The 11583-nt window shown below is 70.8% G+C and carries 11 protein-coding genes; all 11 read left to right on the forward strand.

Going from position 1 to position 11583, the window contains the following annotated elements:
- Positions 1 to 22 precede the first annotated feature (22 nt).
- Positions 23 to 1282, forward strand: a complete 1260-nt coding sequence (locus ABZ898_RS15445) for an MFS transporter (protein ID WP_361657966.1) — start codon at positions 23 to 25, stop codon at positions 1280 to 1282.
- Between the two features lie 9 nt (positions 1283 to 1291).
- A complete protein-coding gene (gene pafA, locus ABZ898_RS15450) occupies positions 1292 to 2653 on the forward strand; it encodes a Pup--protein ligase (protein ID WP_026249154.1) in 1362 nt (453 codons plus the stop codon).
- Between the two features lie 146 nt (positions 2654 to 2799).
- Entirely contained in the window at positions 2800 to 3801 is a 1002-nt protein-coding gene (locus tag ABZ898_RS15455) for an FKBP-type peptidyl-prolyl cis-trans isomerase (protein ID WP_361657969.1), read from the forward strand.
- A gap of 74 nt (positions 3802 to 3875) precedes the next feature.
- Positions 3876 to 4256: an FKBP-type peptidyl-prolyl cis-trans isomerase gene (locus tag ABZ898_RS15460; protein ID WP_361657971.1), complete on the forward strand. Its 381-nt coding sequence runs from the start codon at positions 3876 to 3878 to the stop codon at positions 4254 to 4256.
- 177 nt (positions 4257 to 4433) lie between these two features.
- On the forward strand, positions 4434 to 5387 hold the full coding sequence (locus ABZ898_RS15465; RefSeq protein ID WP_361657974.1) for a WYL domain-containing protein: 954 nt from the start codon (positions 4434 to 4436) through the stop codon (positions 5385 to 5387).
- 20 nt (positions 5388 to 5407) lie between these two features.
- Positions 5408 to 6442 carry a WYL domain-containing protein gene (locus ABZ898_RS15470; RefSeq protein ID WP_361657977.1) on the forward strand — a complete coding sequence of 345 codons (1035 nt, stop codon included), beginning with the start codon at positions 5408 to 5410 and terminating at the stop codon, positions 6440 to 6442.
- Between the two features lie 65 nt (positions 6443 to 6507).
- Positions 6508 to 6741, forward strand: coding sequence for a hypothetical protein (locus ABZ898_RS15475; protein WP_361658402.1), 234 nt, complete (start codon positions 6508 to 6510; stop codon positions 6739 to 6741).
- Between the two features lie 20 nt (positions 6742 to 6761).
- Complete coding sequence (locus ABZ898_RS15480) at positions 6762 to 6956, forward strand: hypothetical protein (RefSeq protein WP_361657980.1); 195 nt, start codon at positions 6762 to 6764, stop codon at positions 6954 to 6956.
- A 257-nt stretch (positions 6957 to 7213) separates the two neighbouring features.
- Positions 7214 to 7498, forward strand: coding sequence for a Sec-independent protein translocase subunit TatA (tatA, locus tag ABZ898_RS15485; RefSeq protein ID WP_361657983.1), 285 nt, complete (start codon positions 7214 to 7216; stop codon positions 7496 to 7498).
- 90 nt (positions 7499 to 7588) lie between these two features.
- Positions 7589 to 8485 (forward strand): twin-arginine translocase subunit TatC, encoded by an 897-nt coding sequence (tatC, locus tag ABZ898_RS15490; RefSeq protein ID WP_361658405.1) that lies wholly within the window; start codon positions 7589 to 7591, stop codon positions 8483 to 8485.
- Between the two features lie 113 nt (positions 8486 to 8598).
- Complete coding sequence (locus tag ABZ898_RS15495) at positions 8599 to 11451, forward strand: DEAD/DEAH box helicase (protein WP_361657986.1); 2853 nt, start codon at positions 8599 to 8601, stop codon at positions 11449 to 11451.
- The last annotated feature ends 132 nt before the right edge of the window (positions 11452 to 11583 follow it).

Below are 11583 nucleotides of genomic sequence, written 5' to 3' on the forward strand. Positions count from 1 at the left end.
GCGGCCGCTGAAGGGGCGGGACATGGCGACGGGTTATCTGGAGATCCTGCGGGCGCGGCACGCGCTGCGGCTGCTGACGGGGACGCTGGTGGGCCGGCTGCCCAACGCGGTGGCGCCGATCGCCATGGTGCTGTTCGTGCGCGCGGAGGGCGGCACGTACAGCCTGGCGGGCGCGCTGGCGGCGGTGTACGGGGTGGCGAACGCGGTGGGGCAGCCGCTGCTGGGGCGGCTGGTGGACCTGTACGGGCAGCCGCGGGTGCAGTTGCCGGCGGCGGTGGCGTCGGCGCTGGCGATGGCGGGGTTCGCGTTCTGCGGGATCGGTCCGCTGGGTCTGGCGTACGCGCTGGTGGCGCTGTCGGGTCTGTGCACGCCGCCGCTGGAGGGCGGTCTGCGGGCGCTGTGGCCGTCGGTGCTGCGCCGGGAGGACCAGGTGCACACGGCGTACGCGCTGGACGCGGTGGCGCAGGAGGTGATGTTCACGGTCGGACCGCTGCTGGTGACGCTGTGCGTCTCGGTGTGGTCGGAGCGGGCGGCGCTGCTGGTGCTGAACGCCCTGGGGGTGCTCGGGGCGCTGTGGGTGGTGGTGTCGGCGCCGTCGCGGGCGTGGCGGTCTCAGCCGCGGGAGGCGCACTGGCTGGGTGCGCTGAGTTCGCGGGGGCTGCTGGCGCTGCTGGGCGCGTTCCTGTTCGTGGGGATCGCGATGGGGTCGATCACGGTGGCGTCGGTGTCGTACGCGGACGGGCACGGCGGGGACGCGGTGTACGGCTGGATGATGGCGGGGCTGGGCCTGGGCGCGCTGGCCGGCGGGACGGTGTACGGGGCGCGGCCGTGGTCCGGGGAGCCGGAGCGGCGCCTGCGGGTGCTGGTGGCGCTGCTGGCGGTGTGTTATCTGCCGCTGCTTCTGATGCCGGGCGCGGTGGCGATGGTGCTGCTGTCGGTGGTGGCGGGGGTGTTCCTGGCGCCGTGCATCGCGTGCGCGTTCATCATCGTGGACCGGCATGCTCCGGCGGGGACGGTGACGGAGGCGTTCTCGTGGCTTGTGACGACGTTCATGGTGGGCGCGTCGGTGGGTACGGGGCTGGCGGGGCCGGTGGTCCAGTCGGGTGGTGCGGCGTGGGGGTTCGCGTTGCCGGGGGTGGCCGGGGGCGTGTCGTTGCTGGTGCTGCTGGCCACGGGGCGGGTGCTGTCGGCTCCGGCCGGGGGCGGTGTGGTTGCGGCTTCATCGGAAAATGATCCAGATCGTGCTGCCGAACCCCGTTTCAGTTCAGGGGATCGGGCGTAATGTTCAGTCATGGACCGCCGCATTTTCGGGCTGGAGAACGAGTACGGCGTCACGTGCACGTTCAGGGGACAGCGGCGTCTGTCTCCTGACGAGGTGGCGCGGTACCTCTTCCGCCGTGTCGTGTCATGGGGCCGCAGCAGCAATGTCTTTCTGCGGAACGGCGCCCGGCTGTATCTCGACGTGGGCTCACATCCGGAATACGCGACACCCGAGTGTGACAATGTGACCGAGCTGGTCACCCACGACAAGGCCGGGGAGCGCATTCTCGAGGGACTCCTGGTGGACGCGGAACGACGCCTGCACGAGGAGGGAATCGCGGGCGACGTCTACCTCTTCAAGAACAACACCGACTCGGCGGGCAACTCCTACGGTTGCCACGAGAACTATCTGGTGGCGCGGCACGGGGAGTTCTCCCGGCTCGCGGACATCCTCATCCCGTTCCTGGTGACCCGGCAGCTTTTGTGCGGGGCGGGCAAGGTGCTGCAGACGCCGCGCGGTGCGGTGTACTGCGTGAGCCAGCGGGCGGAGCACATCTGGGAGGGCGTGTCGTCGGCGACGACGCGTTCGAGGCCGATCATCAACACCCGTGACGAGCCGCACGCGGACGCCGAGCGCTATCGGCGGCTGCATGTCATCGTGGGCGACTCGAACATGTCCGAGACGACGATGCTGCTGAAGGTCGGCGCCACCGATCTGGTGCTGCGCATGATCGAGGCGGGCACGGTGATGCGGGATCTGACGCTGGAGAACCCGATCCGGGCGATCCGCGAGGTCAGTCATGACATCACCGGCCGGCGCAAGGTGCGTCTGGCCAGTGGCCGGGAGGCGTCGGCGCTGGAGGTGCAGCGCGAGTACTTCGACAAGGCGGTGGACTTCTGCGACCGCCGGGGCATCCGTACGGGCACGGTCGCGCAGGTGCTGGAGCTGTGGGGCCGGACGCTGGACGCGATCGAGACGGAGGAGCTCGACCGGATCGGTACCGAGATCGACTGGGTGATGAAGTACAAGCTCATCGAGCGGTACCGCGAGAAGCACAACATGACGATGTCGCATCCGCGGGTCGCGCAGATAGACCTCGCGTATCACGACATCCACCGGCGGCGGGGGCTTTACTACCTGCTCGAGAAGAAGGGTCAGGCGGCGCGGATCTGCAATGACCTGAAGATCTTCGAGGGCAAGTCGGTGCCGCCGCAGACGACTCGGGCGCGGCTGCGCGGTGACTTCATCCGGCGGGCGCAGGAACAGCGCCGGGACTTCACGGTCGACTGGGTGCATCTGAAGCTCAATGACCAGGCTCAGCGCACCGTGTTGTGCAAGGACCCGTTCCGTTCGGTCGACGACCGGGTGGAGAAACTGATCGCCGGAATGTAGTCCGGCCGGTGCGGGCCGCGGGTTTTCGGCGGCCGGCCGGCGGGGCGCCACACGGGCGCCGTACGTTTCCCGTACGGCGCCCTTGTCACGCCGTAGAGTTGCGCGCACGCCAATCCGCAAGATCGACCGATTACGAGGCATCTCCCGTGCGCCGACGCTCACTCCTCATGGCCGCCGTTCCCGCTGGACTGGTCACGCTCGCCGGCTGCGGCGACGGTGATGCGAAGTCGAGCAAGACCAGTGCGTCCCCCTCGGCGTCGCCGTCGGCGCCTCCGCCGCCGAAGATCGTGGACGGGCCGCTGCCGGCCATCACGGCGGGGACGAAGTTCGGGGAGAAGCCGACGGTCGCCAAGGGCTCGGGGGACCCCTCGAAGGACCTGGCGGTCCGCACGGTGATCGCGGGCAGCGGGCGCGCGGTGGCGGAGAACGACTTCATCAAGGCGAACTACCTGGGCCAGATCTGGAGCTCGGGGAAGGTCTTCGACAACTCCTACGACCGCAATCCGCTGGTGCTGCAGCTGGCGCAGGGCAGCATCATCGACGGCTGGCGGTACGCGCTGACGGGGAAGAAGATCGGCAGCCGGGTGGAGATCGCGGTGCCGCCGACCTGGGGGTACGGCCCCTCGGGCAACGAGCAGGCGGGCATCAAGGGGACCGACACGCTGGTGTTCGTGATCGATCTGCTGGACTCCTACAACGACAAGAGCTCGGCCAAGGGCAAGGAGATCCCGCAGACGGACGCGGCGCTGCCGAAGGTGGCGGTGAACACCGACGGCAAGGTGCCGAAGGTGACGCTGCCGAAGTCGGCGCCGCCGAAGAAGCTGGTGTCGAACTACGTGCTGGAGGGTGACGGGGAGGAGGTCACCCGGAAGCAGGCGATCCTGTGCCAGTTCCAGGGGCTGGAGTGGCAGGGCGGCCGGGTGTTCCAGCAGACGTACGGTTCGGGGCGGCTGAGCCAGTTCTCGGTGGAGCAGATGGAGCAGGTCGTCAAGGGCCTCGCCCAGGGTGTGACGGGCAAGAAGGTGGGCAGCCGGGTTCTGGTCGTGGTGCCGCCGGACCTGGGCTACGGCGACAATCCGCCGAGCGGGAGCGGGATCAAGAAGGGCGCCACGCTGGTCTTCACGGTGGACATCCTCGCGGCGATGTAGCGCTCCGGGCGCCGGAGCTGCGGGGATGACAGACTGTCCGTGTTTCGTTTCGTACACACGCAGGAGCTTTTGACGTGAGCATCGACAAGCCCGAGGTCGACTTTCCGGGCGGCGAGCCGCCGAAGGACCTCGAGATCAAGGACATCTGGGAGGGCGACGGCGAGGTCGCCGAGGCCGGCGACCTCGTCAAGGTTCACTACGTGGGCGTCGCGTTCTCCACGGGTGAGGAGTTCGACGCCTCCTGGAACCGCGGCACGCCGCTGGACTTCCAGCTCGGTATCGGCCAGGTCATCTCGGGCTGGGACAAGGGTGTGCAGGGCATGAAGGTCGGCGGTCGCCGCCAGCTCGTGATCCCCGCGCACCTCGCGTACGGCGACCGGGGTGCCGGTGGCCGGATCGCCCCGGGTGAGACGCTGATCTTCGTCTGCGACCTCGTGGCCGTGGGCAAGCGCTGACCTGATCCGGTCCGACCGGTTCTGATCGAAGAGGGGCTCGCGCCTGGTGCGCGGGCCCCTCTTCTTCGACCCTTGTCGTCCGTATCGGCCCTCGTTCTTTGCTTCGGCTTTTGCCACGCCACCTGTGGGCGGTACGGTCGACGGTCGGAAGCACATGAGGAAAGGCGTAGGGCGTCGATGGCCATTGCCAAGGCCGAGCGGCTGATGAACCTCGCGCTGTGCCTGCTCGGCACACGGCGGCCGCTCAGCAAGCGCGAGCTGCGCGGGTCCATCGAGGCGTACCTGGAAGCGGGGTCGGACGACTCCTTCAACCGCATGTTCGAGCGGGACAAGGACGATCTGCGCGAGCTGGGTCTGGTCATCGAGACCGTGGAGAACATCGAGGGCGAGGTCGGCTATCTGGCCCGCCGCGACAGCAACCGGCTGCCCGCGATCACCCTGGACGCCGAGGAGGCCGCGGCGCTGGGCCTGGCCGCCAAGGTCTGGCAGCAGGCCCGGCTGGCCGGCGCGGCCAGCGGCGCGCTGCAGAAGCTGCGCGCGGCCGGGCTGCCCGAGGACGTCGACCCGTACGGCTCGCACGGCGCGCTGGAGCCGCGCATCCCGGTGCACGAGGCCGCCTTCGAACCGCTGATGCTGGCCTGCCGGGACCGCCGTCCGGTGGTCTTCGACTACCGCAAGGCGACCGCCGCCCGCCCCGAGACCCGGACCGTCGAGCCGTGGGCGCTGGAGTGCTGGCGCGGCCACTGGTACCTGGCGGGCTACGACCGGGACCGGGGCGCAGAGCGGGTCTTCCGGCTGTCCCGGATCACCGGCAAGGTCCGCGCGCGCGGCGCGGGCTTCACCGCGCCGGTGCCGGACGTGGTGACGGTGCGCGAGACCGTGCGGGGCTGGGCGGGGGAGACCGCCGACCGCTCCGCGCTGATCCGGCTGCGCGCGGGCGCCGGTTACCCCTTGCGGGCCAAGGCCACCAAGGTGCGGGAACTGGGCGACGGCTGGGACGAGTTGGAGATCCCGTACGGGCACGGACTGGACGCCTGGCTGGTGGAGTTCGGGCCGGACGTGGTGGTGCTGGAACCGGCCGAGCTGCGGGCGGACGTCGTGGACCGGCTGCGTGCCGTGGCCAAGGGCTGAGGGGGAACGGAACCAAGAGCATGGCAGGCAAACCGGCTAGGCCCGTGAACGCCATCGACCAGACCCGGCGGATGCTGTCGCTGGTCACGTATCTGCGCGAGCGCCCCGGCGCCCGGATCGCGGACGTGGCCCGCGCCTTCGGCGTCACCGAGGACGAGCTCGTCGGCGACCTCGACGTGCTGCCCATGTGCGGCACCAGTTTCCGCGGCGGCGACCTGCTGGACATCGACACCGACGGCGAGCGCATCTGGTGGCACAACGCCGCCGCGCTCGGCGAGGACGCGGCCGAGCCGTTGCGGCTGGCCGCCGACGAGGCGACCGCGCTGCTGGTGGCCGCCCGCGCGGTGGCCACCCTGCCCGGGCTGCGCGAGAGCGACCGGCAGGCGCTGGTGCGGGCGACGGCCAAGGTGGAGACCGCGGCCGGCGAGGCGGCCGGGGCCAGCTCCCGCCTGTCGGTGACCTTCGAGTCCGAGGGCGGGGTCTTCGCCGATGTCGACCGGGCCATCTCCGAGCGGCGCCGGCTGTGGGTGCGCTACTACTCCCCGGCCCGCGACGAGCTGACCGAGCGCGAGATCGACCCGATCCGCCTGGTGAGCGTCGGGCACACCTACGTGGAGGCGTGGTGCCGCCGCTCGGAGGCGCGCCGCACCTTCCGGCTGGACCGGGTCGCGGAGATCCGGGTCCTGGACGAGCCGTCCGCGCCGCCCGAGATCGAGCCGCGCGACCTGTCCGAGGGGCTGGTGCAGCCCGCGGTCGAGGACCCGGAGGTCGTGGTCGAGGTCGGCCCCGGTGGCCGGTGGGTCGCCGAGTACTACCCGCACGACCAGGCCGAGGAGCTGCCCGACGGCGGTCTGCGCATCACGCTGCGCACCCCCGACCCGGCCTCGCTCAGGCGGCTGGCCCTGCGGCTCGGCCCGGACGGCCGGATCGTGTCGCCGTCCGACCTCGCCGACCGCGCCCGCCGAGCCGCCAGTGAGGCTCTGGCCGCGTACGAGGGCGGAGCGGGGCACGGAGCGGGGGACGAACCGTACGAGAGGCCGGAGCGTGCCCTGTGAGCGAGACCTCGGTGCCCGGGACGACGACCACGAAGCGGGTGACGGCGGCCGCCGCGTTCGCCGGGATGCGGCGCGTCGTCCCGGTGATGTTCAAGGCGGGCTGCCCCGACTGCCGGGGCCGGTTCGAGCTCGCCGCGGGTGCGCTGCGCCTGGCGATCGGCGGCTCCAGCCGCACCACGTTCTACTCCTTCACCTGCCCCGGGTGCGGCACGGCCGTGCGCAAGCCGGCCGGTGAACGCATCGTGCAGCTGCTCAGCGGGGCCGGGGTGAGCACCCTGCGGCTGCACACCGCGCTCTAGGACCGTCTAGGCTCGTCGCCATGTTCTGGGCGATGTTCGCGGTGGCTGTGGGGTTCCTGGGTCTGGCGGTTCTGGGGGTGCTCGCCGTCCGGGTGTTCCTGGAGGCGCGGCGGCTGGGCGCCCAGGTGGCCGACTCCGGGCGCCGGATCAGCCGGGCCGCGGAGGACCTGGAGCGGGCCGCGGTGAGCACCGCCCGCGCCGCCGAGACGCTCTGACCTGCGGCGTCCGCGGGGCGGCGGACACGCCAGAAGCGGTTTGCGTCACTTCGCCCTGTCATGCGGGACAGGCGTGCGGGTACGCTGCTGGTCGCGGTGCGGATAACGAGGCGCGTACCGCTGACCGGGAGTACGCACGGGGATTGCCTCTCGTTTACCCCTGAGCGTTACGATCGCTGCCGGCGCGACCATCCGGACACTCGTCCGAACGGTCGGGCAGCACCCCCACCCCCGCCTCGGTGAGAAGGTACTAACTCATGATCGGAAGGCTCGGTCCTACCGAGATCATTCTCATCCTCGTCGTCGTCTTCCTGCTCTTCGGCGCGAAGAAGCTTCCGGACATGGCCCGCTCGCTGGGCAAGTCCGCGCGCATCCTCAAGAGCGAGGCCAAGGCGATGAAGGACGAGAGCAACACCTCCGCCCCGGCCGGTCAGCCCGCCCCCGGCGAGCAGCCCCCCGCGCAGCGCACCATCCAGGCCGCTCCCGGCGACGTGAACAGCGCCCGCCCGGTCAACGAGCCCACGGACACCACCCAGCGCTGACCCGCGGCCGCATTTCCGGCCTGCCGCACGAGATGAGGACGTGGGTTGCTCAAGTCTGCCCGCAAGAAAGAGAAGGACCCCGAGGGGCGGATGCCCCTCGTGGAGCATCTGCGTGAGCTGCGCAACCGGCTCGCGAAGGGCATGTTGGCGATCACGGTCGTGTCCGTGGTGGCCGCCTTCTACAGCCAGAACCTGATGTCCTTCCTCTCGCAACCGGTTCCGCGCTGCACCGAGGGCCTGGGTGAGTCCACCGGAGGCTCCTGCGCCGTCATCGCCTACACCGACCTGCTGTCGCCCTTCACCACCACGGTGAAGGTCTGCTTCATGGCGGGCGTGGTCCTCTCCAGCCCCGTCTGGCTCTACCAGCTGTGGGCGTTCGTCGCGCCGGGTCTGCACCGCAACGAGCGCAAGTACACCTACGGGTTCGTGGCGGCGGCCGTGCCGCTGTTCATGGCGGGCGCCTGGCTCGCCTACACGATCCTGCCGATCAGCATGCGGGTGCTGCTGGGCATCACCCCCGACGGCTCGGCGAACATCCTGCCGATGGACAAGGTCCTGGACTTCATCGTCCGGATGATCCTCATCTTCGGCGGCGCCTTCGAGCTTCCGCTGCTGCTGGTCATGCTGAACTTCGCCGGTGTGGTGACCGGGCGCCGGATGGCCGGCTGGTGGCGCGGTGTGGTCATGGGCGTCTTCGTCTTCGGCGCCGTCGCCACCCCCACCACCGACCCCTTCGGCATGATCGCGCTCGCGGGCCCCATCGTGGTGCTGTACTTCATCGCCGTCGGCATCGCGCTGCTGAACGACCGGCGCCGCGAGCGCGCCGAGGAGGCGGCCGAGCTGGACGACGACGAGGCCTCCCCGCTGGACCACCGGCCCGAGCCCGTCTCCAGCCCCGAGCGGCTGTCCGCCGCGGTGCCCGAGCAGGGCCGCCCGGTCGAGGCGCTGCCGCCCGGACAGTACGACGGGTACGACGACGTCACCTGAACGCAGCAGGACCCGGGTGAAGGGGCCGGACGGATCTTCCGTCCGGCCCCTTCACCGTGTGCGCGGCCCGCTCGGAGTCGATCGGTCCGTTTCGGTGGGCGTGGGAAGCGATAATGATCGTCCTGTTGTCGGTGCGGCCCGGTACGCTCGAAAGCACGATGACAGAGGACCTCTCACCGGCCGAGCGGTACGCGGCGTCCCGAGTGCGGGCAGCCGAGCAGGCCACCGCGCTCGCCGGCTTCCGCGAGATGTACGACTTCGGCCTCGACGACTTCCAGGTGGACGCCTGCAAGGCGCTGGAGGGCGGCAAGGGCGTGCTGGTGGCCGCCCCCACCGGCTCGGGCAAGACGATCGTGGGCGAGTTCGCCGTCCACCTCGCCCTGGAGCAGGGCAAGAAGTGCTTCTACACGACCCCCATCAAGGCGCTGTCGAACCAGAAGTACGCCGACCTGTGCCGCCGCTACGGAGCCGACAAGGTCGGCCTCCTCACCGGTGACAACAGCGTGAACTCCGACGCCCCGATCGTCGTCATGACGACCGAGGTGCTGCGGAACATGCTGTACGCGGGCTCCCAGACCCTCCTGGGCCTCGGCTACGTGGTCATGGACGAGGTGCACTACCTCTCCGACCGCTTCCGGGGCGCGGTCTGGGAAGAGGTGATCATCCACCTGCCCGAGTCGGTGACCCTGGTGTCCCTGTCGGCCACCGTGTCCAACGCCGAGGAGTTCGGCGACTGGCTGGACACCGTGCGCGGCGACACCGAGGTGATCGTCTCCGAGCACCGGCCGGTGCCGCTGTTCCAGCACGTGCTGGCCGGACGGCGGACGTACGACCTGTTCGAGGAGGGCGAGGGCAGCAAGAAGGCCGTCAACCCCGACCTCGTCCGGCTCGCCCGTACGGAGGCCACCCGGCCCTCCTACCAGGACCGCAGGCGTGGCCGGGCGATGCGCGAGGCCGACCGGGAGCGGGAGCGCAGGCAGCGCTCGCGCGTCTGGACGCCGGGGCGCCCCGAGGTCATCGAACGCCTGGACGCCGAGGGCCTGCTGCCCGCCATCACCTTCATCTTCAGCCGTGCCGCCTGCGAGGCGGCCGTCCAGCAGTGCCTGCACGCGGGCCTGCGCCTGAACGACGAGGAGGCGCGGGACCAGGTCCGTGCCCTGGTCGAGGAGCGCACCGCCAACATCCCGTCCGAGGACCTGCACGTCCTCGGCTACTACGAATGGCTGGAGGGGCTGGAGCGCGGCATCGCGGCCCACCACGCGGGCATGCTGCCGACCTTCAAGGAGGTCGTGGAGGAGCTGTTCGTGCGCGGCCTGGTCAAGGCCGTGTTCGCCACCGAGACCCTCGCCCTCGGCATCAACATGCCCGCCCGCTCGGTGGTGCTGGAGAAGCTCGTCAAGTGGAACGGCGAACAGCACGCCGACATCACCCCGGGCGAGTACACCCAGCTCACCGGCCGTGCGGGGCGGCGCGGCATCGACGTCGAGGGCCACGCCGTGGTGCTGTGGCAGCGAGGGATGAGCCCCGAGCACCTGGCCGGGCTCGCGGGCACCCGCACCTATCCGCTGCGCTCCAGCTTCAAGCCGTCGTACAACATGGCGGTCAACCTGGTGGAGCAGTTCGGGCGGCACCGCTCGCGGGAGCTGCTGGAGACCTCGTTCGCGCAGTTCCAGGCCGACAAGTCGGTCGTCGGGATCTCCCGGCAGGTGCAGCGCAACGAGGAGGGGCTGGAGGGCTACAAGGACTCCATGACCTGCCACCTCGGCGACTTCGACGAGTACGCGCGGCTGCGCCGCGAACTCAAGGACCGGGAGACCGAGCTGGCCCGGCAGGGCGCCAACGAGCGGCGCGCCGAGGCCGCCGTCGCGCTGGAGAAGCTCAAGCCGGGCGACATCATCCACGTGCCCACCGGCAAGTTCGCGGGCCTCGCCCTGGTCCTCGACCCCGGGCTGCCCGCCGGGCGGACCGGCGGCCACCGGGGCTTCGACCACCACGACGGGCCGCGCCCGCTGGTGCTCACCGCCGAACGGCAGGTCAAGCGGCTGGCGTCGATCGACTTCCCCGTCCCGGTGGAGGCGCTGGACCGGATGCGCATCCCGAAGACGTTCAACGCGCGCTCCCCGCAGTCCCGTCGGGACCTCGCCTCCGCGCTGCGCACCAAGGCCGGGCACATCCCGCCCGAGCGCGCCCGCAAGAAGCGCTCGCAGGCCGCGGACGACCGGGAGATCGCCCGGCTGCGCACCGCGATCCGCGCGCACCCCTGCCACGGCTGCGACGACCGCGAGGACCACGCCCGCTGGGCCGAGCGCTACCACCGGCTCCAGCGTGACACCTCGCAGCTGGAGCGGCGCATCGAGGGCCGCACCAACACCATCGCGCGGACCTTCGACCGGATCGTGGCCCTGCTGACCGAACTGGACTATCTGCGCGGCGACGAGGTCACGGCCAACGGCAAGCGGCTCGCCCGTCTCTACGGCGAGCTGGACCTGCTGGCCAGTGAATGCCTGCGCGAGGGCGTCTGGGAGGGGCTCGGCCCCGCCGACCTCGCGGCCTGCGTCTCGGCGCTGGTGTACGAGTCGCGGGTCGGCGACGACGCCATGGCGCCCAAGCTGCCCTCCGGTCCGGCCCGCGCCGCGCTGGGGGAGATGGTGCGGATCTGGGGCCGGCTGGACGCCCTGGAGGAGGACTTCCGGATCAGCCAGACCGAGGGGGTCGGGCAGCGGGAGCCCGATCTCGGGTTCGCCTGGGTCGCCCACGAGTGGGCGTCCGGCAAGGGCCTGGACGAGGTGCTGCGCGAGGCGGAGATGCCCGCCGGGGACTTCGTCCGCTGGACCAAGCAGGTGATCGACGTTCTCGGGCAGATCGCCGCGGCTGCTCCTGCGGAGGGCTCGACGGTGGCCAAGAACGCCCGTAAGGCTGTCGATCAACTGCTGCGGGGGGTTGTCGCCTACTCGTCCGTGGGGTGAGGTCCCCGGGCGAGTGCGGGTGGGTTGTGGCTTGTCGCGCAGTTCCCCGCGCCCCCAAGAAAAGGGTCGGCTTGTGCCGGCCCTTTTGCATGCCTGGCCTACGCTACCAAGAGTGTTCGAGTGGATGCCGAA

It is taken from the genome of Streptomyces sp. NPDC046860 (genome assembly GCF_040645115.1).
In the GTDB taxonomy this organism is placed as follows: Bacteria; Actinomycetota; Actinomycetes; order Streptomycetales; family Streptomycetaceae; genus Streptomyces.

What these genes read in the sequence shown, in the direction of transcription:
- ABZ898_RS15445 (WP_361657966.1), top strand. Translation starts at nt 23, where the DNA reads ATGGCGACGGGTTATCTGGAGATCCTGCGGGCGCGGCACGCGCTGCGG.
- pafA (WP_026249154.1), top strand. Translation starts at nt 1,292, where the DNA reads ATGGACCGCCGCATTTTCGGGCTGGAGAACGAGTACGGCGTCACGTGC.
- ABZ898_RS15465 (WP_361657974.1), top strand. Translation starts at nt 4,434, where the DNA reads ATGGCCATTGCCAAGGCCGAGCGGCTGATGAACCTCGCGCTGTGCCTG.
- ABZ898_RS15470 (WP_361657977.1), top strand. Translation starts at nt 5,408, where the DNA reads ATGGCAGGCAAACCGGCTAGGCCCGTGAACGCCATCGACCAGACCCGG.
- ABZ898_RS15475 (WP_361658402.1), top strand. Translation starts at nt 6,508, where the DNA reads ATGCGGCGCGTCGTCCCGGTGATGTTCAAGGCGGGCTGCCCCGACTGC.
- ABZ898_RS15480 (WP_361657980.1), top strand. Translation starts at nt 6,762, where the DNA reads ATGTTCTGGGCGATGTTCGCGGTGGCTGTGGGGTTCCTGGGTCTGGCG.
- tatA (WP_361657983.1), top strand. Translation starts at nt 7,214, where the DNA reads ATGATCGGAAGGCTCGGTCCTACCGAGATCATTCTCATCCTCGTCGTC.
- tatC (WP_361658405.1), top strand. Translation starts at nt 7,589, where the DNA reads ATGCCCCTCGTGGAGCATCTGCGTGAGCTGCGCAACCGGCTCGCGAAG.
- ABZ898_RS15495 (WP_361657986.1), top strand. Translation starts at nt 8,599, where the DNA reads ATGATCGTCCTGTTGTCGGTGCGGCCCGGTACGCTCGAAAGCACGATG.